Origin of the sequence: Pseudomonas sp. NPDC087615, from assembly GCF_044743445.1 — a bacterium.
In the GTDB taxonomy this organism is placed as follows: Bacteria; Pseudomonadota; Gammaproteobacteria; order Pseudomonadales; family Pseudomonadaceae; genus Aquipseudomonas; species Aquipseudomonas baetica_A.
This window is the reverse complement of the sequence record NZ_JBIUWM010000008.1, coordinates 72622-98041: the sequence shown is the minus strand read 5'-3', so window position 1 is coordinate 98041 and position 25420 is coordinate 72622. Positions and strand designations below refer to the sequence as shown.

The following is a 25420-nucleotide window of genomic DNA, read 5'->3' as shown; positions in this document are numbered from 1 at the left end:
GGGTGTTTCAAAGCTTCGTTTCGTCGCTTGCACCACAACCGTGCAGACGGGCGCCGCACTGATAGGTATAGTGCCGCCCCTCTTCGCGTGAGCGGTCGTCGGTAACGAGGCCATAACCCATGCGAAACCCGAACTAATAACAAACCCGCGAAATGGATCCGGGACGAAATCATCGCCTCTCCTGCTGTGCCGCGTGCACGCTGGTGTAACACGATGTTTCTACCATCCAGTATTTGCTTACACAAAAAACAGCGAGGATAAATCCATGCTCGAAGTCATCAACGACTTCCTCTCAGGGAAAGTACTGATCGTGCTCATTGTCGGGCTCGGTAGCTACTTCACGATTCGCTCGCGTTTCGTTCAATTTCGTCACTTCTTCCACATGTTCGCGGTGTTCCGCGACAGCCTGAAAAGCAGCGCCGGGCAACTCAGCTCGTTCCAGGCCCTGATGCTCAGCCTCGCCGGCCGCGTCGGTGCAGGCAACATCGCAGGTGTCGGCATCGCCGTGACCCTGGGTGGGCCAGGTGCAGTGTTCTGGATGTGGGTCACCGCTCTGGTCGGCATGTCCAGCAGCTTCTTTGAATGCTCGCTCGGTCAGCTCTACAAACGTACCGACTCCGACGGCACCTACCGTGGCGGCCCGTCCTACTACATCCAGCACGGTCTGCAGAAGCGCTGGCTGGGTATGGTCATGGCGTTCCTGTTGCTGGTGACCTTCGGTTTCGCCTTCAACGGCCTGCAAGCCCACGCCGTGACCCACTCGCTGAACAATGCCTTCGGCTTCGACACCACCTACACAGGCATCGGCCTGGCGGTGTTGCTGGGCCTGGTGTTCATCGGCGGGATCAAACGCATCGCCAAGGTCGCTGACCTGCTGGTGCCGGTGAAAACCCTGATCTACATCGGCGTGACCATCTACGTGATCGTGCTGCAAATCGACCAAGTACCCGCCATGCTGATGACCATCGTCAAGAGCGCCTTCGGTCTCGACCAGGCCTTCGGCGGCCTGATCGGCACCGCGATCGTGATGGGCGTGAAGCGTGGTGTATTCGCCAACGAAGCCGGTCTGGGCAGTGCACCGAACGTGGCGGCTGTGGCGTCGGTCGAGCACCCGGTGGCACAAGGTGTGGTTCAAGCGTTCAGCGTGTTCCTCGATACCTTCGTGATCTGCACCTGCACCGCGCTGCTGATCCTGCTCTCCGGTTTCTACACCCCGGGCTTCGAAGGCGACGGCATTGCCCTGACCCAAAACTCGCTGGCCGCCGTGGTTGGTGACTGGGGCCGGATGTTCATCTCGGTGGCGCTGGCGCTGTTCGTGTTCACCTCGATTCTCTACAACTACTACCTGGGCGAAAGCAATCTGCGCTTCCTGATCGGTGAAAACCGCAAGGCGCTGATCGGCTACCGTGCGCTGGTACTGGTGTTGATCTTCTGGGGTGCCATCGAAAACCTCGGCACCGTGTTCGCCTTCGCCGACATCACCATGACCATGCTGGCGTTCGTTAACCTGATCGCGCTGTTCCTGCTGTTCAAGGTCGGCATGCGTATCCTGCGTGACTACGATGACCAGCGTTCGGCCGGCATCAAGACCCCGGTATTCGATTCGAGCAAGTTCCCGGATCTGGACCTGGACCGCAAAGCCTGGCCGGCCAACCCGCCTGCCGCTGCTGGCAAGACACAAGCCGAGCCGCAAGGCGTCCCTGCAGCGCAACGCTGATAGGTGAATGACGGGCGCATCCCCTGCGCCCGTCAGTTATTGTGATGCAATACCTGTGGGAGCGGGCTTGCTCGCGAATGCGGTGTGTCAGTCAAAATTCTTGTATCTGACACACCGCATTCGCGAGCAAGCCCGCTCCCACAAGGAACTCATCGTTTCGGAGAATCCTATGAACCCTTCGACTTATCCCGCCGCCCAGCACGTCATGGTGTTGTACACCGGTGGCACCATCGGCATGCAGGCCAGCGCCAATGGCCTGGCCCCGGCGTCCGGTTTCGAAGCGCGGATGCGCGACTACCTGCACAGCCAGCCTGATCTGGTGGTGCCGCAGTGGCGCTTTCGCGAGATGTCGCCGCTGATCGACAGCGCCAACATGACCCCGGCCTACTGGCAGCAACTGCGCGAAGCCGTGGTCGACGCCGTTGATGTGCAAGGCTGCGACAGCGTGCTGATCCTGCACGGCACCGACACTCTGGCTTACAGCGCGGCGGCGATGAGCTTCCAGTTGCTCGGCCTGCACGCTCGCGTGTGCTTCACCGGCTCGATGCTGCCGGCCGGCGTCACCGACAGCGATGCCTGGGAAAACCTCAGCGGCGCACTGGTTGCCCTCGGCCAAGGGCTGGCACCGGGCGTGCATCTGTACTTCCACGGCGAACGGCTGGCACCGACCCGTTGCGCAAAAGTGCGCAGCTTCGGTCGCCATCCGTTCAAGCGTCTGGAGCGTCAGGGCGGCGGCGTGAAAGCAGCCTCGATTCCAGCGGCGTTGAATTACAACCAGCCAAAACAATTGGCGAACGTTGCCGTGTTGCCACTGTTCCCCGGCATCGGCGCGCCAATCCTCGACGGCCTGCTCGACAGCGGCATTCAGGGCTTGGTGTTGGAGTGCTACGGCAGCGGTACCGGGCCGAGCGACAATCCGGCGTTCCTCGCCAGCCTCGCCCGCGCGCGGGACAACGGCGTGGTCGTGGTGGCGGTCACGCAGTGCCATGAAGGCGGCGTCGAACTGGATGTTTACGAAGCGGGCAGTCGTTTGCGCGGCGTTGGTGTGTTGTCCGGTGGCGGCATGACCCGTGAGGCCGCGTTCGGCAAGTTGAACGGATTGCTCAGTGCAGGCCTGGAAACCGCTGAAGTCCGCCGACTGGTCGAACTCGACCTGTGTGGTGAGCTGGCCTGAGCATGGCGTTGGATCGCCCCTCACCCTCTCCCAGAGGGTGAGGGCTGGATCGGGCTGACACCACAAGCATCGCGGCACACAACTTGCTCCCTTTTCCAGCATCCCCTGGCTGGAAGACACTGATGCTCCACTCCCACCTCACCACCCTCAACGCCGTCTCCCTGATACTCAACACCTTCAACGCCGAAGGCTTGTCGAGCCAGGCGCTGCTGGCCGGCAGCGGCATCAGTGCGGCGGATCTGAGCCGAGCCGATACGCGCATCACCACCAATCAGGAGATGCAGGTCTGCGCCAACGCGGTCGCGCTCAAGCACGACATCGGCCTGGAACTGGGCCGGCGCATGCACGTTTCCTGCTACGGCATGCTCGGTTACGCACTCCTGACCTGTGCCACCTTCGGTGACGCTTTGCGTTTGGCGATCCGTTATCCGGCGTTGTTGGGAACACTTTTCGAGCTGAACCTTGAGGACGACGGCGAGCGCGTCTGGTTCGTTGCGGCCGATTATCGCGAGAGTCCGGCGATGGCCGCGTTCAATGCCGAATTCTGTCTGGTGTCACTGAAAGTCATCTGCGACGACTTGCTCGGTCATCCGCTACCGCTACTCGCCACTCGCTTTGAACACGCGGCGCCGGATTACCGTGACAGCTACGCCGAGCATTTCGCCAGCCCGTTGCACTTCGCCGCCAAGGACAACGCCTTTGCGTTCGAAAAGCACTGGCTCGATCAACCGTTACCCCTGGCCGACAGCATTACTCATCAGGCCATGGCCGAACGCTGCCGCAAACAGAATCTTGAGTTCACTGGGCGTCAGGCATGGCTGGGAAGAATTCGCCAATTGCTCAGCGCCCAATTGAACGCCGCACCTGGGCTTGAGGGGCTGGCCCAGCAGATGAAGTGCTCACCGCGCACCTTGCGTCGCCACCTCAAAGACATGGGTAGCAGCTATCAGGAACTGCTCGACGAATTGCGTTTCGAACGAGCCAAACAAATGCTCTGTGAAGATCAACTGCCGATCTACCGCATCGCTGAACACCTGGGTTTCAGCGAGACCGCGAGTTTCCGCCATGCGTTCGTACGCTGGAGCGGCGTGGCGCCGAGTCAGTTCAGACCGCACTGAGATTCCAGTGTGCAGGCTTGCTCGCGAAGAGGCCGTGTCAGTCACCTGATGCATAAACTGACACGCCGCCTTCGCGAGCAAGCCCGCTCCCACAGGTTTTTCGCCATCCTTTAGCTCGGCGTTAAACGTTAGTTCTGGTAGCCGTTTAAGCACACGCCCAGTTACTTCCTTGACCCACGCCTGCGAATCCCTCGCCTCGGCGAGCATCATGACCAGTGAACTGGCGGTCAACCGCGTGCTGGACAACCTCGTCCCTACCGGTTGAACACAAATCCCTGTGGGAGCGTATTTTCTGATGCAGGCTTGAGGGGCCAATTGCGGTCATGATTTTTGGCCATATCAATCCCCTTTTGGCCTTTCCTGCCGTTCTCCGAATCGTTGTACGCCGCAACACTTGAGGCCACCGAATCAGCCCTGCGGAGAACAACAAATGCTGACGATCTACTCGGACGATCACCACCTGCACCATGGCCGCTGCGAACTGATCGATGGCCAGCTCAAGCCTTGCTTCGAGATGCCCTCGCGCGCCGACCATGTGCTGCAACGCGTGCAAAACCAACACCTGGGCCCGGTCCAAGCCCCCCAGGATTTCGGCCTCGAACCCATCGCCCGTATCCACAGCCGCGATTACCTCGATTTCTTCAAGGGTGCGTGGGCGCGCTGGACCGAGTTCAACACCGACGGTGATCTGCTGCCCTACACCTGGCCAGCCCGCACATTGCGCGCAATCAAACCGACCAGCCTGCACGGCCAACTCGGTTATTACAGCTTCGACGGCGGCGCACCGATCACCGCTGGCACCTGGCAGGCCGCCTACAGCGCAGCGCAAGTGGCACTGACCGCGCAAGCGGCGATTCAGGGTGGTGCGCACAGTGCCTTTGCCCTCTGCCGCCCACCGGGACACCACGCCGCCAGCGACTTGATGGGCGGTTATTGCTACCTCAACAACGCCGCCATCGCCGCGCAGGCGTTCCTCGATCAGGGCCACAAAAAAGTCGCGATCCTCGACGTCGACTATCACCACGGCAACGGCACCCAGTCGATTTTCTACGAGCGCAGCGACGTACTGTTCACCTCGATCCACGGCCACCCGGAAGCGGAGTTTCCGTTCTTCCTCGGCTACGACGATGAACGCGGCGAAGGCCCCGGTGAGGGTTTCAACTTCAACTATCCGCTGCCCGCCGGTTCAGGCTGGGACATGTGGAGCGCTGCCCTGGAACAAGCTTGCAATGAGATCGACCGCTACGGCGCCGACATCATCGTGGTGTCGCTCGGTGTCGACACGTTCAAGGATGATCCGATCTCGCAATTCAAACTCGATAGCCCCGACTACCTGGCAATGGGCAAGCGTATTGCCGCCCTCGGCAAACCAACGCTGTTTGTCATGGAAGGCGGTTACGCGGTGGAGGAAATCGGCATCAACGCGGTGAACGTGCTTGAAGGGTTTGAACGATGAATAGCGCCTGAAAACGGATTGGCACGGCAGGACCCGCTTTGGCGGGTCTTTTTTCATCTGCAAGATGTATGTACCGCACACCGCTGAAACGCGGCCTCTACCTTGCCCTGATTCGACGCCCTTTAGCGTGCCCCCCATCAGAGCAGGTGTTGCCCATGTCCGAAAATTCCTTATCCAGTGCCATTGATGTAGTCACGCAACTGGTGACCGGCCCCTCACTGCGAGAAGTCGCCACAAAGGCACTGCGCCCGGCACTCAAGACGCTGTACCCGGACCTCAATATCGACCCGCAACTGGCGATGGTCGTGAAACCGACCTGGATCATTCAGGACGGCAGAGTCATTCCCGGCCGCCCTCTGATCGAATCGCTGACCGATGCGTTGGTACGCTTGGGCTTGTCCGGCACGGCGGTGACCTACCTCGATGGTGAACATTTTCTGACCTTGCAGCCCGATATCCAGACGGCTATCCAGTTGCCGGTGAAGATCGACGCCATCGGTTTGCTGCTCAACGAACTGGCGCCTGTGCTGTTCATCGCCTTCAAGGAACAACACGTCGACTACTGGGACGAATTCACGTATCCGGGACAGCCGCGCTGGCAAAAAATGTCCGATGCCCTGCGCAATCTGTGGAACGTCGACGCCAGTCTTGGCTGGGATGCCGACCAGCGCGCCATCGCCCACGCTGTCTGCCAAAACCCGGACAAGCAACAACGTCTCAACGATCCCTACAAGACTCGCGCCTGCCTGATAGATCTCGACCGTGACGACGCAAAACACCCGGAACATTTGACCCTGCTTGATAGTGCCGTGCTGATCGGAACTGTCGAGCAGCGCACGGTGGTCCTTACCCACTCGGTGATCCACGGTTTTCAGCGCTTCGACTCGCTGGATGCATTCGGTGAAGCCCTGCCGCAGTTCTGGCAAAACGCTCCCAGCGCTGGTCTGAAGTGGCGACTGGTCGAGCCGCAGGGCCATTTTTTCGATCATCAGGCCTGCACATTGATCGCCCTGGAGGCCGAGGCCCTGGGCAAGATCAATTTTTTTCAAGGCTCGCCCCTCGACAACCTCTTCCCTCGCCAAGGCACAGCGGCGACTACTCGGCCAACACCGCGTCTCAAACCGCATATAGATCGTCTGCATCCGCGACTGCCCGCCTGGCTGAACAATGCCCTTCCCGCCGATCAAACCTGTTACAGCCGACATCTGCTGGATCTGACAACGGTGCAGCATTCCAACCAAGGAAAAACGTTCCAGAGCGAAGTGGCCAGCCTGCAAAAATTCACCCGCGAAGCCCTCAAGCAGCAGATGCTCAAGGAGCATCCGACAGCGAGCAAGATCGAGATCGATGACCTAGAAATCACCATCACCAGCCTGGTGGTATGGGGCACATTCGTATTGCCGGGCAATATTCAGACTCAGACGCTTTCGCTCAGTGAACTGGCCCTGCAAAACCTGGCGGGCCAGCCACTGGGCAATAAAACCGTGCGCTACAAAGGCGACCACGCGTTACCAGACTGGCTGACCGTGACCTACCTTGAAAAACTGGTGAGTACTGTCGACATCGGCAAGACCTACCCGCAGCACCTGCAAAAATTGTTGATTGACGACACCGGACAAGCGTCCGCACTGCAAGCGCTCTACACCAGCCAGTTACCTATAGAACTGCCGCTCCTGGCGCTGCAACACAAGATCCAGGGCAAAGCAGGCATGGATGAAAAAGGGTATCGATATGTCGCCGCTGCACTGGGCAACACCGCAGAGCAGCGTCACATCGATGGCGAGGAGATTGTCATTCGGCCATTGTCGTTCGTCGCCCACCGCAGCAGTTCACGCGCGGACGTCGTCAACAACATGTTTGTCATCGGTCCGAGGGAAGTGGAAAAAGGCCCCTGCGTACTCTATCGACCGCTGTTCGAAATGGCGCTGATCCAGTATCCAGGCCACGCCAACCTGCTTTACGCCATCGAGCATTCGCGACAGCTTCGCGAGTCGGTACTCGCCTGGTTGCCGGACGATGTGCGCTTCAATTACAGCCAGTTCGTATTCACCGCCAGGCTGCCCTCGGTGTGGACGATCCCGCAACTGCTGGTGAACCCGACCACCGCGCTCGACATGTCAGGGCCTGTTGCATTGGGGACCGCTGCGATTGAGAGCGATGTGCGGGGAACACTGTATGAGAGCAACGTCCAGGCCGTCATCACACAAGCCGAACGGCAATCGGTATCGGATGCGGAGGCACGCTGGGCGACACTTAAACGCGGCGGTTGGATGGTGTTCAACGCGGCGCTGCCATTCCTCGGTCGCAGTGCCGGCACGGCAGCGTGGATCTGGCAGATCATGGACGATTTGCAGGAAATCAGCGATGTCGAGAATGAGCAGACCGACAAGACTGCCTGGACAGCAATCGCCGACATTCTCCTCGCTTTGGGCATGGTGCTGGCCCATCGTGCAGCGGTCGGGAACAAGCCGGTGCATGAATCAATTGCGACGACGCCGGAAGAAACCCGCCCCGTAACGCCCGCCCCCGAAACCATCAAACCGCTGCGTTTGCCGGACGTGGCCGGCACCGAACTGCCTATCGCTCATGACATGTCGCTCAATACGGTGACCGCACTGAAGCGCTCACCTGTCGCACTTGCAGCGCTGCTCGACAGTTTCAAGATCGACAAACCCAAAGGACTCGGCGCCGCAGCCAACGAAGGCGTGCATCACCACCTCTACGCAAAACAGCAGAAATGGTACGCATCGGTCGGCAATCGCTGGTTCGAAGTGCTGATCAACGAAAACCAGGACGTACAGATCATCGACTCGCGCCGGCAACCACCCCACGCGGGGCCGTTGCTGGCCCGCACCGCCGGCGGACAATGGATCATCGACCTGAGATTGCGCCTGCGTGGCGGTGGACTGCGCAGTGCGCGCGAACAAGAAAGAGGCAAAAACCTCAGAAAAGTACAGGCTCTGATTGCTGAAATCGAAGCTTTCGACAACACGATGGCAGACAAGCAGAGTCAACTCGACGCGGCCCATAGCGCAATGCACGATACATCGTCGACAGTGGACGAAGTCGTTGGCAAAAAGTACCTGGACACCCTCGACTCGCTGGGCGAGGCGTACGCGGCAAACGTCGAGAAAATCAAGTCACTGAACCGCAAACAGACAGTTCCCAACTATCGGACAGTCATGATCGAACGGCTGCAGATGCTGTTGTTTCTGGGGCAGGAATGGCTCAGCCAGCACAACACCGATTTTCAGGCCAATGTGAACGCGACCATCTCGATGATTGCTGACCACACCCATGTCGAACCGCAAAAGTTTATCCAGTCCTGTGAAAACATCACCGATCAAACCCAAGGCATCATCGAAAAGATCGAGGCCGCCCATGCCCGGTTCGCAGAACTTGAGCTGCTCGGCAAAGAAGCCGTAGAGACCGTTTCAACTTATCGAAAGGCACTCCCGAACTACGACCTCAATGACCTCAAACTTTTGCAGATCAGTCTTGGGCAAGAGATCTGCGTCAAGCCCGGCGAGACCGCGACTCGGGCAGACGCGCAACAGGCACTGGAAACGCTCATCGAGGATGCTGCGCTGAATATTCAGAGCTCGATGAATCTGACCGCCGATGAGAGCCTGAGCAACTTGCGCGATCGAATCGAAGCCCTGAGCAATGTTTCCGAGCAGTTTGCCGCGGTGGACCAACGTTTTTCCGACCTTGTCGCTGAGTTTCCCGATCAACTCCTGACCACTCGACTGGGGCATGTACGTACTCGGGTAATCGAGTTCAAAGCACACACAGACGTGCGCCTGGCTGACCTGCTGCGCAATAAACATCTACTGGAGCCGTTGCCAGGCCCAGCGAAACCGGCGTCGAGTCGCAAGATCATCAGCACCAAATTCAAGGGCACGCTCGTTGGGGAACGGAAAAAAAGCACGGATGGCCTAGACACCGAACTGGTCGAGGTGCGCGGAGAACTGACCGGCGTTATTGCCACGTTTCACGAAAAATCGCCCGGTGTCTGGGTCGAACACGGCATCACGAAAACACAACCTGCCAAGGCCAGACCGAACCTCAAAAAAGCGGTCGAGCACGCTCAGGCATTAGTCGATGGCCTGGCAGCGTTCCACCGGCGTACCGAGGCGCGCATCAAACGGGGTCAACGTATCCCGGTCGAGATTGAGGAGATCTACCACGAGGAAGCCGAGCGTTTGCGCAAAGCCGGCGAAGCGCTTGATGAGGCAATGACGGCCGCCAATCTGACCGTCGACCCGAAACATCCGACGGCCGCTCTCGGTCATGCGCTGAACAATGCGGCGACCGCACTCTACGAAAAAGGCACCAGTGCCCGCATCAGGATCATCAAACAACAACCTCCGACGGCGGCCCGAGTGGAGTGGCTCAAAAACAAGCATGAGGTGCAGATAACGCAAACGGTCACCCGGCGCAGCCTCAAGGGGCAAGACAAGGATTTTCTCGACGAATATGAAGTCAGCGACGCCAAAACCGGAAAAGTGCTCTGGTATGCGCACTTTCACTATAAAAATGTCAGCGACGCGTCTGGCTCGTTCACCGTCGGGCACATGAAAACCCTTCAGCAACGGCGCCTGGGCGGCAAGTTTGACCTGCGCGACAAGAGTAACCAGGAACTGATCGAAATCTATCGCAGCCAGATCGGCAGTACCCTGGCGCAAACCCTGTTTTTCAAACCTGCCACGCCTGTCGCAGACGCATAAGTGCTGCTCTGATCCCAGGCTCCGGCACGGCGGCAAAGCCCAGCACCAGTCCGGCGCGCTGATCGGCTGAAGTCAGGGAATCGGGCAGCCAGTAATGGCTCAAGCCGTTGATTTCCACATCCACGCGGGCGGCTTGTTCAACCAATTGCTGCTCGCGCTCGACGCTGTCCACGGCCACCGTCAGGTGCAACCCGGCAGACACCGCAGGCAGCTTGCCCACACCGGCAATTGCCGTCGGCCAGCCGTCCAGCAATGCATTGCGACGGCTGAGTGCTGCCCGACGCATACGCCGGATATGGCGCTGGAAATGCCCGGCGGCCATGAACTCGGCCATCACCATTTGCGTACTCACCTCGGAATGCCGGACGTCCACTGCCCGGCGTTGCGAAAACGCGTCCACCAGCCCCGGTGGCAGCACCAGATAGCCCAGTCGCAACGCCGGGAACGCGACTTTGCCGAAGGTGCCGACATACAGCACTCGCCCCTGTCGATCGAGCGCCGCCAACGGTGCCAATGGCGCGCCGGTGTAGCGGTACTCACCGTCGTAGTCATCCTCGATGATCCAGCCTTGGGTGCGTTCGGCCCAGGCCAGCAGCTCAAGCCGTCGCGCCAGGCTCATCACCACACCCGTCGGGTATTGATGCGACGGCGTCACATAAGCCACGCGACAGTCACTGGCTGCCGACAGCGCCGAGCAATCCATGCCCTCTTCATCCACGGCAATACCGTGTAAACGGCCACCCGCCACCGCGAACGCATGGCCGGCCGCTCGGTAACCCGGATTTTCGATACCGACGCCATCGCCCGGAGCCACCAGCAGCTGTGCACAAAGACTGATGCCTTGCTGTGCGCCACTGGTGATCACAATTTGTTCAGCCGAACACTGCATGCCACGCGAACTGCGCAAATAAGCGGCAATCAGACCGCGCAAACGCGCATCGCCAGCCGGGTCGCCGTAGCACAGTTGCTGAAGATCGGGTTTGCGCCAGAAAGCCGCGTTGAGCTTGGCCCATACGTCAAAGGGGAACAGATCGAAGGCTGGAACGCCCACTCGAAATGCGCGGGGCGGACCACTGGGAGGTTTGGGTAAATGATTGTTTCTGACCCGGCACAGCGGATCGCTGTGGATAACTTTACTGGACGGATCAACAGGTAAATCCAGCCAATTTGTGGATAAGTCTGTGGGTAAGCCTGTTGAAAACCCTGTGGATACTTTTGTGGATAGTTTTTCCGCCGATAACGCGGCTTGGGGTAATTGCGCGACGTAGGTGCCATCACCGACTCGCCCCTCGATAAAGCCTTCGGCGTATAGCTGATCGTAGGCGCGCACCACACTGTTACGGGAAATGCCCAGCGCCGCCGCCAGATCACGGCTGGCCGGCAGGCGTGTGCCGCCGCACAGGCGCCCGTCCAGCACACGCAAACGCAGCGCCTGATAGAGCTGGCGGGTCAAGCCCAAGCGACGGTCGAGCTCGATACCCGCCGGATTGAAGGGCATGGACAACGTGGGCGATTCAGGCATGGCAATGGACCTATGAAATGGGTCATCAATGGCTCTTACAACAGACCAATAGCCTGCCTAGGATGCAGGCATTCGCCAAGGAAAATTTCTCCATGTACACGCCCCGCGCCTTTGCCATCGACGAGTTGTCGCAACTCCACGAACTGATCCTCGCCACCCGCCTCGCCATTCTGGTGACCCACGGCGAAAACGGTCTGCAAGCCAGCCATGTGCCGGTGTTGCTGCATTGCGAGCAAGGCGAGAACGGCACGCTCTACGGGCATCTGGCCAAGGCCAATCCACAGTGGAAAGACTTGCGCGACGGGGCTGAAGCGATGCTGATCTTTGCCGGCCCGGACGCCTACGTCAGCCCGGGCTTTTACCCGAGCAAGGCCGAGCACGGCAAAGTCGTGCCGACCTGGAACTACATCGCGGTGCACGCCTACGGCCACGCCGAAACCTTCAGCGACGGCGGACGGCTGCTCGACATCGTCAGCACCCTCACCGACCGCCATGAGGCCGGCCGCGCGCAACCGTGGAAGGTTGACGACGCCCCCGCCGATTACATCGACGGCATGCTCAAGGCCATCGTCGGTTTCGCCATTCCCATCGACCGACTGGAAGGCAAGCGCAAGCTCAGCCAGAACCGCAGCCCCGCCGACATTGCCGGCGTGCGCGAAGGTCTGGCCGCCAGCCCCGACAGCAATGATCAAACCCTCGCCCACTTGATGCGTTAAGGAATTCACCATGAGTCAGATCGAGATCCGCCCAGTCACCGCCAGTGACCACGCCGCCTGGCTGCCGCTGTGGCAGACCTACCTGCGTTTCTACAACACCGAGCTGCCCGAGGCCGTAACCCATAGCACTTGGCAGCGCCTGCTCGACCCCAGCGAGCCAACCCACGCCGCCCTCGCCTGGGCCGATGGCAAAGCCGTGGGCATGGTGCATTACATCTACCATCGCTCGAACTGGAGCATCGAAAACGCCTGCTACCTGCAAGACTTGCTGGTGGCGCCTGAAACCCGCGGCACCGGCGTCGGTCGCCTGCTGATCGAACACGTCTACGCCACGGCCAAGGCTGACGGTTGCGCCAAAGTGCATTGGCTGACCCACGAAACCAACGCTACCGCGATCCAGCTCTACGAGCGCATCGCCGAACGCCCAGGCTTCATCCAGTTTCGCAAAGCCCTTTAAGGAGAGACGCTCATGACCGCTTCACTGGCTGACTGGAAAGGCGCCCCCGCCCCCACGACCACACTGATCGAAGGCCGCTTCATTCGCCTGGAAAAACTCGACCCGGCCCGTCACGCCGACGAGCTGTTCAAAGCCCTTGAAGGCCCCGGCGCCGACCCGAAACTGTGGAATTATCTGCCTTACGGCCCATTCCCTGAGCGCAGCGTCTTCAATGACTGGCTGAACAAACACGCCGCCAGCAGCGATCCGTATTTCTTCAGCGTCATCGACCGCGCCACAGGTCAGGTGCAAGGCATCCTCAGCCTGATGTCGATTGTCCCGGCCCAGGGCCGCATCGAAATCGGCCACGTCACCTTCGGCGCACCGATGCAGCGCTCGCCGAAAAGCACCGAGGCGGTTTACTTGTTGGCCAAATATTCCTTTGAGCTGGGCTACCGTCGCCTCGAATGGAAGTGCAACAACGGCAACGCCCGCTCCAAATACGCCGCCGAGCGCTTGGGTTTCAGCTTCGAAGGCGTGTTTCGCCAGCACATGGTGGTCAAGGGCGAGAACCGCGACACTGCGTGGTATTCGATTCTCGATGGTGAGTGGCCGGCGATTGCGGCCGGGTTTGAGCGGTGGTTGTCCGATGAAAACCAGACGCCTGACGGGCAGGTGAAAGGGCTGGTCGAGTGCCGCTCCTGAGCGTCTGAAAGCAAAAGATCGCAGCCTGGCAGGCAGCGATCTTTTGATGTTTAACGGACATCTCGCCGAATTCGCACCACGCCCATCTTCATCCCAAACGGGCGATTGTATGTTTTCAATAAGCACAGTGCGTTCGGCAACGGTCAGGCTTATTTCAGACCCCACTTTTTCAATCGCTGGTCAATCACGCCTCAATAACGTATTTCCCAACCAATGCGCTGGCGGCACATGCGCATGCGCCGCCAGCACGTTGATCACTCCGTGGGCACTAACTTATCCAGCACACGATTAACCGCCAGCTCGGCCAGCATCACCACCTGCGCGATGCCTTGCAGGGTTTTGCGGTTCGAGCCTTCAACCATTGCCGCGTGGTTGTGGAGCATGACGGTGGCGGAACCGAGCGTTTCACTGGCGTCGGCCAGCAGGGATTCGGTGTCAGCCTCGGGGTGTGCCATGTAGAGCGTGTTGGGGGTGTAGGGCGCGGCCATGATGGCGGCGGCCGGTGGGCCGAGATAGTGGTCGAGGGCGCGCTCGGCGGCTTCGTGGAATTTCTTTGAATCGGGCGATTCGTAGGGGGATGCCGGATCGGGGATCGGCGGGTTTGGCGTTACTTTGAACATCGGAGTGTACCTCTATGAGGCCGCACCATCCCGCTGCTAAACGATAGGGTGGCGGCTGTGCGCAAGTTAGCAGACCGGTCACTCCGAAACCCGGCGCACCCGAAGGTGCCATGCGCACAGCCACCATCGAGCGCAGGCAAATGCCTGACCGGATGAGACTTGTACGACCGGAATGAAACGAAGCCGGGCTGCTAAACCCGATCACTGGGAATCAGTGACCCGATCCAAGTTACGCAGCCAGCCCTGGGCGCACAAGCCGGCGGATTCTGGCGTAGCCGTAGGCAACGACGCAAGGATTTGTAGGTCGCGAGGCGTAAAGCCAATAGGTTTTAAACGAGAACAACGCCAGAGGTTTACTACACAAAAATAATTGGCGATTTGTCTGACGTATTTGAGCCGCATACATGCCAAGAATCCGAGCCTCGCAATAGCGTCAGTGAAGAGGCAACCGAACCACACGAACAATCAAGGTCCTTTCCTTCAACCCCATAGGACCCCTCCTACATTTTTTCTTCGGCACGTTTGTTAGCTTTCGGCACTTGTATCTGCCTTCACGCATTCAGATACAAATTCCCTCAGCGACCGTCGAAGGAACAAAGGATGCCTAGCCCCAGCCCTCTCGCACGTTTCAATCTGACCATTGATAGTCTGGAGCACGACCTTCAAGTCCTGGAGTTCACCGGTCAGGAAGCGATCAGCACACCCTATGCCTTCGACGTGGTGCTGGTCAGCGAGAGGCCGAATCTCGATCTTGAAAGCCTGCTGCACAAACAAGCGTTTCTGGCATTCAGCGACGGTCGCAATGGCATCCATGGGCAAATCCATCGCGTTGCGCAAGGCGACGCTGGCAAACGTCTGACGCGTTACAGCCTCACGCTTGTTCCTCGGGTGGCTTATTTGGGCCACCGCATCAACCAACGTATTTTTCAACAACTGACCGTCCCGCAAATCATTGCGCAGGTGTTGGAAGAACACGGCATCCACCGCGACCTTCATCTGTTTCAGTTGGGTGCCATTTATCCGGATCGCGAGTACTGCGTGCAGTACGACGAATCAGATCTGCACTTCGTCCAAAGGCTCTGCCAAGAAGAAGGCATTCATTACCACTTTCGGCACAGTCGCGAAAAACACCTGATGGTATTTGGGGACGACCAAACCGTATTCCCCAGACTTGACCGGCCAACACCCTACAAACAAAACAGCGGCATGGTTGCCGAGGGATCAGTGATCAAACGATTCGACCTGCGAGTCGAAGCGCGCACCAGTCGCACCACTCGCCGTGACTACGACTACGAAAAATCCCGAATTCTTCTGGAGTCCAACTACGAACCTGGCACCGATCTCACGCAGCCTGACCTGGAAGATTACGACTATCCCGGCCGCTTCACCCTGCGTGAGCGCGGCAAGTTTTTAACCAAACGGGCACTGGAGCGCCATCGTGCCGACTATCGGCAGGCTGAAGGCAAAAGCGATCAGCAGACCTTGGTATCCGGGCATTTTATGGAGATGTCCGAGCATTCACGCACGCAGTGGAATGCGCTTTGGTTGCTGACAGAAGTGCGCCACGAATGTAAGCAGCCGCAAGTGCTGGAAGAGAGCATCACCAGCGAAACCTCCGCACAAGAACATGACTTTGTTCAAGGTTATCGAAATCAATTTGTCGCAACGCCTTGGGACGTTTTCTACCGACCCCCACACCATTACCAAAAGCCGCGAATACTGGGCAGCCAGACCGCCATGGTCACCGGTCCCAAAGGCGAGGAAATCCACTGCGACCCCTTCGGCAGGGTCAAGGCTCAGTTTTTTTGGGACAGAGAAGGTCGTAGCGACGACAAAAGCAGTTGCTGGTTGCGGGTGTCTTCGAATTGGGCCGGCAACGCCCATGGCAGCGTCACTATTCCGAGAGTGGGCATGGAGGTGTTGGTCAGTTTTCTTGAAGGCGATCCTGATCAACCGGTGATCAGTGGCTGTCTGGCCAACAGCGCCAACCCGGTGCCCTACGAACTGCCCGCGCACAAAACCCGAAGTGTGTTTCGCTCACGCAGTTCACCCGATAGCGGCGGATTCAACGAATTGCACCTGGAAGATCGCGCCGGGCAGGAGTTGATCTACCTGCGTGCCCAGCGCGACATGGAGCACAAGGTCGAAAACGACAGTCGACTTGAAGTCGGCAACGAACGCCGGGAAACCATCAAGGGCAACAGCATTACCGTGCTGGAAGCCGAAGAACACCGAACCATCACCGCCGACCGCAAAGTGCAACTCAAGGCCAATGACTATCTGCATGTCGCGAGCAACAGCCAGACCCGAGTCGACCAAACGCTGGTGGTGGAGGCTGGCCAGCAAGTGCACATCAAGGCTGGGGCGCACCTGACGCTGGATGCTGGCGCGAGCATCAGCCTCAAGGCCGGTGGGCAGCACATTGTGATTGGCCACGCGGGCATTTTCAGCAGCAGCGAAATCCAGATCGGGGGTGCCCCGGTGGCGGGTTCCGCTGCCGCATTGTCAATGCCGGGGGCCAATGACGCCTTGGCGATGCCATTAGAACGGCCGCCCATGATTGCGCCCAGCCAGAACGAATTGATGGCGGTCAGCAGTGCTATGGGATCGGACTTCTGCCCCATCTGCGAGGCCTGTCGTGCGGGTATTTGCCTGCCCCAGGGAGCCGCCGCATGACTGACTCGCTACCCCGCCAATGGATGAGAGAACAGCAACGTTCAGGTTTTGCCTTGTGCGTCGTTTTGGACTCACAGAACGAGCGCGACCTGCGCCAATCCCTTTTAAAAACCAGCCAATTCGACCAATGCCTGAGTGTTTACGGTGAAACGTTGGTGGCTGATCTGGCGGATGCCGGGCCATTCATCTTCACTTTCGATCAGCCTGACGACAGCCGCATCAGTGAACTGCTGAAGAATCCGCAACGCAACTGGGGCTGGTTTGCCAGCCTTCAAAAAGGCGATTTGAGCAGGCTGGTCAAACATTGGCACGAACGCCTGATCATCGGTGCCCGCCCACATCAGGCGCTGTACCGCTTTCACGATAATCGGGTATTGAGCCGCGCCCTCGCGCACCTGCCTGAGGACGCCTGGCCGGCCTACCTCGGGCCAGCGATCAGCGTGTGTTACTGGCAAGGCACACACTGGCAAGGCACGAACAACCCCGCCCCCGGCAGCTACCCGGTGCCAGATCAGCCGCTGTGGCATCAAGTGCCAGCGCCCAACCAACAGACGGATGAAATTCGCCGCAGCAATGCTCATCGCTATCTGCTGGCGGAGCATGTCCAGGCTTACGCCAAACTTGCCGAACACCATGATCCTGATACGTGGCTGCGCAACAGACTGGCGCAGGCGCAAATGTGGGGTTGGCTGGCGCCGGAGCAACTGGAGTTTTTGCTGACCCAGAGCCTGCAGGCGCAGGGCTATACGTTGGCGCCGCACTGGCAGGTTCGGGCCGGTGAAACGCCGAGTGAGCATTTCGAACGGGTGTCGCAAACAACAGCATTTTGGCAAGGAGAAGCCGCCCTATGAAACGCCTGATTCGCACAGCAAGTCTGGGTTTTGGCCTCGCGTTAACCGCAGGCTGCGCGAGCAGCCACAGTCAGCCGAATACCTTCACCTTTACCGCCGATATGCCGCCCGATTTCACGTATCAGGCCATTGCTGTGTATGTACCCGCCAAAGGCGAAACCTGCACCGTACCGGGCGGGCGAGATACTGAAGTGGAATACAACATGAAATGGCGGGGAATCTACCAGCCCAGCAATGAAATAGCCCTGCGCAGAACAGTCAGCGGTTGCCCGCTGGTCATCAGCCGCATCGAGCTGAAAATCTACGCAACTTACGGTAAAGCCCGGGGTGATTACGGTGTGGATATCGCCAGCGTGTTTATTCGGAATGAAGTGGAAGATCAATACAAAAGCGTCTTTAACGAAGCAGGCGAAAGTACCTTCTCAGGTGAATGCCAACAGTTATTTCGTACTTCGGGTAAGCCCCGAATCCTTAGAAAACTCCTCGATTGCAAAACGATCGGTGCCCAGGGCGAGCTGCGACGAGGCAAACCTTCCGCAGCTTATACCCCGGACCAACTGCCGGGTAAGACCGTGAAGATGCACATCAAATTGGCCGACGAGGAGAAACCCGGCTGGGGAGATACGTGGGTGAAGGTTCCGAATGGCTGGAAGCGTTGCATGGGTAGAGGACTTGAGGATCAACGAGGTTATTGCAACGGCAACTACACCGACTTCAGCACTTTCCAGCTGCCCGACGGCCGGCAATGCACCATCTATCCCGGCTGCACTGAATAAGGACATTACCCAATGACTAAGTCTTATCCCTTGCTTAAAAACGCTGCATTGGGCTGCTGCTTCGTTGGCATCTCAGGCTGCGCGAGCAGTCAGCCCAACACTTTCACCTTTACCGCCGATATGCCGCCCGACTTTGCATACGTTGCAGTGGTTTATTACATGCCTGCCAAGGGCGAAACCTGCACCGTTGAAAAAAAGGCCAACTTGGCACCCGTGTTCAACGGCGAGTGGCGAACGGAATACAAACCTGATGCTGAAATAACGATTCGCAGAACACGTAGCGGCTGTCCGTTGGTGGTCAATCGCATCGAACTGAAAATCTACGCGACTTACGGTAAGGATCGGGGAGATTTTGGCGCCGACAGCGCCAGGGTGTTCATTCGGAATGAGGTGGAAGATCAGTACAGAAACGTTTTCAACGAAGCGGGTGAAAGTACCTTTTACGGTGAATGCCAACAGCTGTTTCGTACTTCGGGTAAGCCCCGAATCCTCAGAAAACTCCTCGACTGCAAAACGATCGGTGCCCAGGGCGAGCTGCGACGAGGCAAACCTTCCGCAGCTTATACCCCGGACCAACTGCCGGGTAAGACCGTGAAGATGCACATCAAATTGGCCGACGAGGACAGGCCCGCTATCGGAGATACGTGGGTCAAAGTTCCGAATGGCTGGAAGCGTTGTATGGGCGACAACTTCGAAGACCAATACGCGTTCTGTTTTGGCAATTACAAAGACTTCAGCAGCTTTCAGATGCCCGACGGCCGGCAATGCACCATCTATCCCGGTTGCACTGAATAAGGAGGCTTCGACATGACGTCAATGGAAAAAGAACTGGAAGCGCCGCTGAGCAGCCGTGTACTGACGTGCCCCGCCCAGGGTCGATGGAGCAGCTTTCAACTGGTCGACGAGTTTGGCTCTGGCGAACCCTACGCAGGACTGGCTTACGTCGCCATCGATGCCGAAGGGAAGAGTTACGAAGGCAATCTGGATGCCACAGGCTCTGGCAAGGTTGCTGATCACTTCGCAGGCCCGATTGCACTTACTCTTGAGACGGAATACCAAGGGCATGAAAAGGCTTACGCCTTTTTACAGGCGAGACCCCATTACCCTCTCAAAATCACTGAACTCCAGGTACGCGCCGAACAAACCCATTACCTGAACCACAACTCGACCCGCATCAAAGACAACCCCGCACAAGCCTGCGCCGATGAATTCTTTCAGGTGGAAGTGCGCCATCTGGTCAAGCATGTTTCGCATTTACCACCGCAGGTTTACAGCCACTACCCGCCCGGGTCGGGGCCGGCGAAAATCATGGGCAAGCATGGTGAACGCGGTGTTGCCCTCATGCCGCTCAAACACACGGTGCTGGAAGTACGCCCGATGCGCGCCTTGCGCCCCATGCTGTCAATCGACCCTGGTTTCTGCGCGCTAAATCTCTATCAACTGGCGCTCATGGCCACCCTGAGCTATTGCCCGTTTGGTCAGAAGCCAGAGAAACACCCCGGCAAAATAAAAACCGTGAGCTTCCCCCTGCAACCCAGCGTGGGTAACTGGTTCGGGGATGCACTGGCCAAATTCGAAGAGCTTGGGAAAGTCGATGCGACGCAGACATCAGCGTATTACCCGCTTTTTGAAGATGTGCCTTACTCCAGGCGACTGGAGATCGTGCCGTTCGACTCAGACCTCTATGACGCAAACAAACCTGAACAGAAAGACGAGCAGGAATACCCGGCCAAGATTCATTTCTTTGACGATACCGACCAAAAGGGCGGTACCGATACTCAAGCCTTCATCATCCACCACGACGAGTTAATCCTGATTTCCGTGCGTGGCACCTATGAACTCATCGCGGATGGCCTGCGCGACGCCGATGCATTTCAAGTGCCGTTCGCAGACACCGACAGCAAGGTACACCGTGGTTTCTACGAAGCTGCGCGGAAAGCCTACGACTTCGTCCTGGAATACCTCGACAGGTTTTATGCCGGTCAAAAACTGCTGATCTGTGGGCACAGCCTCGGAGGCGCAGTCGCATTGCTGCTGTCGGAGATGCTGCGTCGTAGACCAGAAGGCTACAACATCCAGCTCTACACCTACGGCGCCCCCCGCGCCGGTGACGCCCTTTTCACCAAAGGCGCAGAGCCGCTGGAACATCACCGCATGGTCGCCCATAACGACCCGGTGCCCAGTGTGCCCGGCACCTGGATGAACACCAAAACGAGTGTTTACGGAACAGGTGCGGCACTGACCTTCGTCAACGTGCCCGTTGGCCTCTCGGTGTTTGTCGCCGGTATTACCAACTGGACCGGCGAACCCTACGAGCATCACGGCAAGCTGTACCACGCGATGCCGGTGCAGTTTGATCGCAAGGAAAAGTCCATGATCCTGTGGGAGCCCGGTTGCGACACCGTTGCCCAGCATGCCGCCTGCTCGGTGGCCATTCAGCAAAAAAACGGCCTCCCGGATCGACCTTCGTTACTGACGCAACTCTTCAATGCCGGCAGCCACTCGATGGTCGGCAGCTACATTCCGGCGTGCTGGGCAACGCTGAAACGTTGGCAGGAAGCGCAATCAGCAAACCGATCCCTCGTATCGGATAGAGAGTTTGAGTGGATGCAAAAAGCGCTGGCGAGCATTACTTTGCAGTTGCGGCAAAAGCGCGACCAGACACGCCCGGACGCTTACGTTCGCCATCATGAAAAAACCATCGAAGCGCTCAATCGCGAGATCGACAAAATACAAATGTCGCTTGATCGCCTCAAAACCTTGCGGCAACAGCGCATCACCGAAAAAAAGGTCTACGGATCACTTTCGGACCAGCCCGAGCCGCTATCTGAAAGCCTGTCGCGCTGGCTTGCCCATTCGGAAAACAAAGTCGTCGAGCAGTTGGCCATGGCGCCCACCAGCAAAAGTGATGACGGGCTACTGGCGTCGATCTACGGCCATACAGTGGGTGCGCCGCATACGCTGGATATCGATTCATTCATCTAAAAACAGTCCGGCACCCTCGCCATTTGCGTGTCTTGCGGGTAGCCCGCGCCCGAAGGCTGCCCGGTTAACCCGCGAGGTTTTCCATGAAAGATTCAAGTTCAATGTCCGAAGCTCAAGCGCTGCCCGATTATCACCAATGCCTCCCCGCCGAACTCCACAGTCATGCGGATGATTTCATTCGCTATTTGCACGAACTGCCCAAGAGGTCGCCGGTCGAGTGCCCGCAGTGCGGTCATCCACGCTTCAGACTGGAAACCAGCCAGAAAACACGCCTGCCTTTTTACCGCTGTGTGGCCTGCAACAAAGGCTTTAACTGTCTCTCGAAAACACCGTTTTCGAAAGTCGGGCTAATGCACCTCTGGTCAACCTTTGGTCAATACCTGTTGGCGGGTTGGTCGATGCGAGGTATTGCCGAAGCCATGAATATTGCCCCCAGCACCACTTCGCGGTGGAACAAACACTGCCGCACCGTCATGGCTAAAGACTTTCCAACGTTGTATCAGTGGTGGGCGGCACGCCAGGATCGAATCGATCTGGAGCCACCCGCACCTATTGCGGCTCAGGCCCAAGCGTTTCTGAGTGGGCTGGAGCATTTGCTCACGACTCCTCAAGCAGTCTGTCCAAAGTGCGGTTCACCTGACATGAAGCGTTTCGATGAGCGCCGCCCTGATTTTCGTTGCCTAGGCTGTTACAGCACTGTGAGTTTGCTGCAGGGCACGCTACTGGCCCGATTGGGTTATCCAGAGCATTGGCTGGGTTTTGTTCAAGGCTTGATCAACGGCGAGAGCGTGACTGATTTACAGCGGCGTACAGGCCTTTGCCAGCAGACGTGCAAGCGTTGGCAAGTACGTTTCATGCGGATGTTTGAAGAACAGGGCCACACCGATCTGGCGCAGTGGATTACATGGCTGCGCAGCCGTCGGGTTAAAGAAGTGAGTGATTTTGTGCGAGACGGCGGGGAGCTGGAAGCGGTTACAGGTTCTCGTTATTCCGCCAATTCAGGACGGCGATTTGCCGTTCCCCCGAAGAACCCGTGGAAGCGCAAACCCGATAAGTAGGCCGTAGGAGCATTTAACGCCGCGCACTTTTATCGGCGCACCGGGTTGGTCAGGGGGGCGATGGCAGGAGTCATGGGACAGACCTCATCAAGCAGATGAGGCCAATCCTGGAGTCGCTATGCGTCCGTCATGTGGGATGGCCCCTACACCCTGGAGCTGCCGCAGGCTGCGATCTTTTGATCTTCTCTCAAGCGAGTTTCTGCGCCAGCACCGCAATGTGCTCCGGGCCGATCCCGCAGCAACCGCCCAAGTGACTGGCGCCGCGCTGCTGCCAATCAATCGCCCATTGCAGATAGCCGGGTGGATCGAGGTCTTCGCGCAACGGATCGAGTCCGTCATTGGCCGTCGCTTCCTTAGGCTGCGGCGGGAAGGCGTTGGCATAGGCGCCGATGTTTATCTTCACGCCCAGACGTTCGAAGGTCGCGCGTGCCGCGTCAATCGCCGCGCCGATCACTTCCGGCTGACTGCAATTGAACAACAGCGTCTCGACGCCCAACTCAGCCGCCGCTGCAGCCGCTTCGGCCACCGGCTCGCCGGAACGCAAACGCGGCACTTCGTCGGTGTCTTCGTCCTTCAAGGTAAACGACAGCCAGAACGGCTTGCCGTCCTGCGGCAGCCCGGCGTGAATGGCGCGCGCCTCGACGATCGAGCTTTGGGTTTCCGCCAGCCAAAGATCAACGTGCGGTGCGAGCCCCTTGACCAACGGGCCCAGCAACTCGGTCACCCGGGACGCCTCGAACAGATCCGGACGATAGGAGCCAAACAACGGCGGCAACGAGCCGGCCACCCGCACCGCTTTGCCCGAAGCCTGCACCGCACGCCGCGCCAGTTCACCGGCCAACGCCGCCAGCGCCTGCCCTTCAGCGGCGAAACGTTCTTCGCCGATGTGGAACGGCACCACCGCGTAACTGTTGCTGGTGATCACATTGGCCCCGCTGGCGATGTAAGCGGCGTGTACCGCTTCCACCGCCTGCGGCGCTTCGCTCAACGCCAGCGCTGACCACTCGGGTTGCCGGAATGGCGCACCGGCGCGTTGCAACTCACGGCCCATGCCGCCATCGAGAATAATCGTGCTTGCTGCGCCCATATGCCTTTCACTCATAAGCTTATGAAAATAACTCACTATCAGAGTCGTTCTTATAACTATTTAATACGCACCATTCCGTTAATGACAACCTCTTTTTCAACCAGGGATCGACTGTGAAATTTCAACCGCTACTGGCCCTGGGCCTGACGATTCTGGCCGCCTCATCCCAAGCCTTCGGCGGCGCCACACTGGATCGCGTCGAGCAGAAAAAAGAACTGGTTGGCGTGCTGATGGAAAGTTATCCACCGTTCTCGTTTCTCAACGAGCAGAACCAGCTCGACGGTTTCGACGTTGATGTCGCCAAAGCCGTGGCGGACAAACTGGGGGTTAAGCTGCGTCTGGAAACGCCGTCCTGGGACGTCATCGCCGCCGGCCGCTGGAGCGGGCGCTACGACATCTGCATCTGCTCGATGACCCCGAGCAAGGCCCGCGCCGAAGTGTTCGATTTCCCGGTCGAGTACTACGCCTCCCCTGCGGTGATCGTGGTCAACGCCAAGGATGACCGCATCCACGGCGCCAAGGACCTGAGCGGTATGAAGGTCGGCCTCACCAGCGCCTCCAGCTACGAAAGTTATCTGAACAAGAATCTGGTCATCGAAGGCGCCGAAGACACGCAGTTGCAGTACCCGTTCGAAGACGTGCAGATCGCTCCGTACGATACCGACAACGTTGCCTTTCAAGACTTGGGCCTGGGGGCCGGTGTGCGTCTGGACGCGATCCTCACCAACCTCGTCACCGCGCAGCCACGCCTGAACGAAGACAAACGCTTCAAACTGGCCGGTGCGTCGCTGTATTCGGAACCGAATTCGGTGGCCATCGAAAAGGGTGACGCCCAGTGGGATGCCAAAGTGCGCGAGGTGTTTGCGCAGCTCAAGCAGGACGGCACCCTGAGCAAGCTCTCACAAAAATGGATCGGCGCCGACATCAGTCAATGACTTCTTTCCCGACACCTCCACAGCCACCGCAACCGGTGGCTGCATCACGCCTGCAACGGCTCTTCGGTTTTCGTACGCGGTTGTACCTGACCTGGGCGGCGATGTTCTGCCTGTGCGCCGGGTTCTTCCTGAGCTTCGACCTGAAGTTCTCGATCATCCTCGACAAGCTGCCCAACCTGGTCGGCCTGAAGCTGGCACCCAATGGCTTCCTGCAAGGCGCGGCGCTGACGTTGTTTCTGTGCGTGTGCTCGATTGTCGCCTCGTCATTGCTGGGCTTCGTCACCGCGTTGGCGCGCTTGTCGAAAAGTGCCGTGGCGTTTGGCATCGCCAGTTTTTACGCTTCGTTTTTTCGTGGCACGCCGCTGCTGATCCAGATCCTGCTGATCTATCTCGGCTTGCCGCAATTGGGCATCGTGCCCGGCGCCATCGTTGCCGGGATCATCGCCCTGTCGCTGAACTATGGCGCTTATCTCAGCGAAATTTTCCGCGCCGGCATCCTCGGCGTCCCCTATGGTCAACGCGAAGCGTCGCTGGCGCTGGGCATGCGTGAGTCGGTGATTTTCTGGCGCATCACCCTGCCCCAGGCCATGCGCACGATCATCCCGCCAACCACCAACCAATTCATTTCCATGCTCAAAGACTCGTCGCTGATCTCGGTGATGGGCGTTTGGGAGGTGATGTTTCTGGCGCAGTCGTATGGTCGGTCAAGCTATCGCTACATCGAAATGCTCACGACCGCCGCGATCATTTACTGGGTGATGTCGATCGGGCTTGAGCTGATTCAGGCACGCATGGAGCGCCATTACGGCAAGGCTTACGAACGCCGTACCTAAGGTGCTCTGCACTATTACCGACATC

At 58.6% G+C, this 25420-nt stretch carries 19 protein-coding genes; 16 read left to right on the top strand and 3 right to left on the bottom strand.

All coding sequences use genetic code 11. From position 1 onward, the window contains the following. Window positions 1–265: 265 nt before the first annotated feature. The 5 genes from ACIOU6_RS06590 to ACIOU6_RS06570 all read left to right on the top strand — a co-directional run bounded on the left by ACIOU6_RS06590 (window position 266) and on the right by ACIOU6_RS06570 (window position 10195). A complete protein-coding gene (locus tag ACIOU6_RS06590) occupies window positions 266–1717 on the top strand; it encodes a sodium:alanine symporter family protein (RefSeq protein WP_221731896.1) in 1452 nt (483 codons plus the stop codon). Between the two features lie 169 nt (window positions 1718–1886). Then, window positions 1887–2891 (top strand): asparaginase, encoded by a 1005-nt coding sequence (locus ACIOU6_RS06585; RefSeq protein ID WP_401134846.1) that lies wholly within the window; start codon window positions 1887–1889, stop codon window positions 2889–2891. Between the two features lie 122 nt (window positions 2892–3013). Beyond that, complete coding sequence (locus tag ACIOU6_RS06580; protein ID WP_221731894.1) at window positions 3014–4009, top strand: AraC family transcriptional regulator; 996 nt, start codon at window positions 3014–3016, stop codon at window positions 4007–4009. Between the two features lie 430 nt (window positions 4010–4439). Next, window positions 4440–5465, top strand: a complete 1026-nt coding sequence (locus tag ACIOU6_RS06575; RefSeq protein ID WP_221731893.1) for a histone deacetylase family protein — start codon at window positions 4440–4442, stop codon at window positions 5463–5465. A gap of 155 nt (window positions 5466–5620) precedes the next feature. Next, window positions 5621–10195 (top strand): dermonecrotic toxin domain-containing protein, encoded by a 4575-nt coding sequence (locus ACIOU6_RS06570; protein ID WP_401134842.1) that lies wholly within the window; start codon window positions 5621–5623, stop codon window positions 10193–10195. Here the strand turns inward: ACIOU6_RS06570 and ACIOU6_RS06565 are convergent. Beyond that, window positions 10164–11717, bottom strand: a complete 1554-nt coding sequence (locus tag ACIOU6_RS06565) for a PLP-dependent aminotransferase family protein (RefSeq protein ID WP_401134839.1) — start codon at window positions 11715–11717, stop codon at window positions 10164–10166. The two genes, ACIOU6_RS06570 and ACIOU6_RS06565, sit on opposite strands and share 32 nt — an antisense overlap. A gap of 92 nt (window positions 11718–11809) precedes the next feature. On the opposite strand from ACIOU6_RS06565, the gene ACIOU6_RS06560 reads away from it, so the two are divergent. From ACIOU6_RS06560 to ACIOU6_RS06550, 3 genes are read left to right on the top strand one after another with little or no spacing between them, the layout of a single operon-like run. Then, window positions 11810–12433, top strand: coding sequence for an FMN-binding negative transcriptional regulator (locus ACIOU6_RS06560; RefSeq protein WP_401134836.1), 624 nt, complete (start codon window positions 11810–11812; stop codon window positions 12431–12433). 10 nt (window positions 12434–12443) lie between these two features. Continuing rightward, a complete protein-coding gene (locus ACIOU6_RS06555) occupies window positions 12444–12890 on the top strand; it encodes a GNAT family N-acetyltransferase (protein ID WP_221731889.1) in 447 nt (148 codons plus the stop codon). Between the two features lie 12 nt (window positions 12891–12902). Beyond that, window positions 12903–13574, top strand: coding sequence for a GNAT family N-acetyltransferase (locus ACIOU6_RS06550; protein WP_221731888.1), 672 nt, complete (start codon window positions 12903–12905; stop codon window positions 13572–13574). Window positions 13575–13828: 254 nt separating this feature from the next. Here the strand turns inward: ACIOU6_RS06550 and ACIOU6_RS06545 are convergent, their stop codons facing one another. Next, window positions 13829–14194: a DUF6124 family protein gene (locus ACIOU6_RS06545; RefSeq protein ID WP_401134832.1), complete on the bottom strand. Its 366-nt coding sequence runs from the start codon at window positions 14192–14194 to the stop codon at window positions 13829–13831. A gap of 600 nt (window positions 14195–14794) precedes the next feature. Here ACIOU6_RS06545 and ACIOU6_RS06540 point away from each other — a divergent pair. From ACIOU6_RS06540 to ACIOU6_RS06515, 6 genes are all read left to right on the top strand, one after another. Continuing rightward, the gene (locus tag ACIOU6_RS06540) at window positions 14795–16870 is read left to right on the top strand and encodes a type VI secretion system tip protein VgrG (protein WP_401134829.1); all 2076 of its coding nucleotides are present in this window, start codon (window positions 14795–14797) and stop codon (window positions 16868–16870) included. Beyond that, window positions 16867–17721 carry a DUF4123 domain-containing protein gene (locus ACIOU6_RS06535; RefSeq protein ID WP_401134826.1) on the top strand — a complete coding sequence of 285 codons (855 nt, stop codon included), beginning with the start codon at window positions 16867–16869 and terminating at the stop codon, window positions 17719–17721. Before ACIOU6_RS06540 ends, ACIOU6_RS06535 begins: the two co-directional genes overlap by 4 nt. Continuing rightward, a complete protein-coding gene (locus ACIOU6_RS06530; protein WP_401134823.1) occupies window positions 17718–18497 on the top strand; it encodes a hypothetical protein in 780 nt (259 codons plus the stop codon). Before ACIOU6_RS06535 ends, ACIOU6_RS06530 begins: the two co-directional genes overlap by 4 nt. Before the next feature lie 12 nt (window positions 18498–18509). Beyond that, window positions 18510–19292, top strand: a complete 783-nt coding sequence (locus ACIOU6_RS06525) for a hypothetical protein (protein WP_401134821.1) — start codon at window positions 18510–18512, stop codon at window positions 19290–19292. Between the two features lie 12 nt (window positions 19293–19304). Next, entirely contained in the window at window positions 19305–21482 is a 2178-nt protein-coding gene (locus tag ACIOU6_RS06520; RefSeq protein ID WP_401134818.1) for a lipase family protein, read from the top strand. Between the two features lie 83 nt (window positions 21483–21565). After that, window positions 21566–22540, top strand: coding sequence for a hypothetical protein (locus ACIOU6_RS06515; RefSeq protein WP_401134816.1), 975 nt, complete (start codon window positions 21566–21568; stop codon window positions 22538–22540). A 187-nt stretch (window positions 22541–22727) separates the two neighbouring features. Here the strand turns inward: ACIOU6_RS06515 and ACIOU6_RS06510 are convergent, their stop codons facing one another. Further along, window positions 22728–23627, bottom strand: a complete 900-nt coding sequence (locus ACIOU6_RS06510; RefSeq protein WP_339465159.1) for a homocysteine S-methyltransferase family protein — start codon at window positions 23625–23627, stop codon at window positions 22728–22730. A gap of 113 nt (window positions 23628–23740) precedes the next feature. Here ACIOU6_RS06510 and ACIOU6_RS06505 point away from each other — a divergent pair, with 113 nt between their 5' ends. Together ACIOU6_RS06505 and ACIOU6_RS06500 are read left to right on the top strand one after the other, a co-directional pair. Beyond that, a complete protein-coding gene (locus ACIOU6_RS06505) occupies window positions 23741–24562 on the top strand; it encodes an ABC transporter substrate-binding protein (RefSeq protein WP_401134813.1) in 822 nt (273 codons plus the stop codon). Beyond that, a complete protein-coding gene (locus ACIOU6_RS06500; RefSeq protein WP_221731879.1) occupies window positions 24559–25395 on the top strand; it encodes an amino acid ABC transporter permease in 837 nt (278 codons plus the stop codon). The genes ACIOU6_RS06505 and ACIOU6_RS06500 overlap by 4 nt, the downstream gene beginning before the upstream one ends. Window positions 25396–25420 lie beyond the last annotated feature (25 nt).

Excerpts from the sequence above, each read along its gene's own strand:
- ACIOU6_RS06590 (WP_221731896.1), top strand. The coding sequence starts at position 266 with ATGCTCGAAGTCATCAACGACTTCCTCTCAGGGAAAGTACTGATCGTG.
- ACIOU6_RS06585 (WP_401134846.1), top strand. The coding sequence starts at position 1,887 with ATGAACCCTTCGACTTATCCCGCCGCCCAGCACGTCATGGTGTTGTAC.
- ACIOU6_RS06580 (WP_221731894.1), top strand. The coding sequence starts at position 3,014 with ATGCTCCACTCCCACCTCACCACCCTCAACGCCGTCTCCCTGATACTC.
- ACIOU6_RS06575 (WP_221731893.1), top strand. The coding sequence starts at position 4,440 with ATGCTGACGATCTACTCGGACGATCACCACCTGCACCATGGCCGCTGC.
- ACIOU6_RS06570 (WP_401134842.1), top strand. The coding sequence starts at position 5,621 with ATGTCCGAAAATTCCTTATCCAGTGCCATTGATGTAGTCACGCAACTG.
- ACIOU6_RS06565 (WP_401134839.1), bottom strand. The coding sequence starts at position 11,717 with ATGCCTGAATCGCCCACGTTGTCCATGCCCTTCAATCCGGCGGGTATC.
- ACIOU6_RS06560 (WP_401134836.1), top strand. The coding sequence starts at position 11,810 with ATGTACACGCCCCGCGCCTTTGCCATCGACGAGTTGTCGCAACTCCAC.
- ACIOU6_RS06555 (WP_221731889.1), top strand. The coding sequence starts at position 12,444 with ATGAGTCAGATCGAGATCCGCCCAGTCACCGCCAGTGACCACGCCGCC.
- ACIOU6_RS06550 (WP_221731888.1), top strand. The coding sequence starts at position 12,903 with ATGACCGCTTCACTGGCTGACTGGAAAGGCGCCCCCGCCCCCACGACC.
- ACIOU6_RS06545 (WP_401134832.1), bottom strand. The coding sequence starts at position 14,194 with ATGTTCAAAGTAACGCCAAACCCGCCGATCCCCGATCCGGCATCCCCC.
- ACIOU6_RS06540 (WP_401134829.1), top strand. The coding sequence starts at position 14,795 with ATGCCTAGCCCCAGCCCTCTCGCACGTTTCAATCTGACCATTGATAGT.
- ACIOU6_RS06535 (WP_401134826.1), top strand. The coding sequence starts at position 16,867 with ATGACTGACTCGCTACCCCGCCAATGGATGAGAGAACAGCAACGTTCA.
- ACIOU6_RS06530 (WP_401134823.1), top strand. The coding sequence starts at position 17,718 with ATGAAACGCCTGATTCGCACAGCAAGTCTGGGTTTTGGCCTCGCGTTA.
- ACIOU6_RS06525 (WP_401134821.1), top strand. The coding sequence starts at position 18,510 with ATGACTAAGTCTTATCCCTTGCTTAAAAACGCTGCATTGGGCTGCTGC.
- ACIOU6_RS06520 (WP_401134818.1), top strand. The coding sequence starts at position 19,305 with ATGACGTCAATGGAAAAAGAACTGGAAGCGCCGCTGAGCAGCCGTGTA.
- ACIOU6_RS06515 (WP_401134816.1), top strand. The coding sequence starts at position 21,566 with ATGAAAGATTCAAGTTCAATGTCCGAAGCTCAAGCGCTGCCCGATTAT.
- ACIOU6_RS06510 (WP_339465159.1), bottom strand. The coding sequence starts at position 23,627 with ATGGGCGCAGCAAGCACGATTATTCTCGATGGCGGCATGGGCCGTGAG.
- ACIOU6_RS06500 (WP_221731879.1), top strand. The coding sequence starts at position 24,559 with ATGACTTCTTTCCCGACACCTCCACAGCCACCGCAACCGGTGGCTGCA.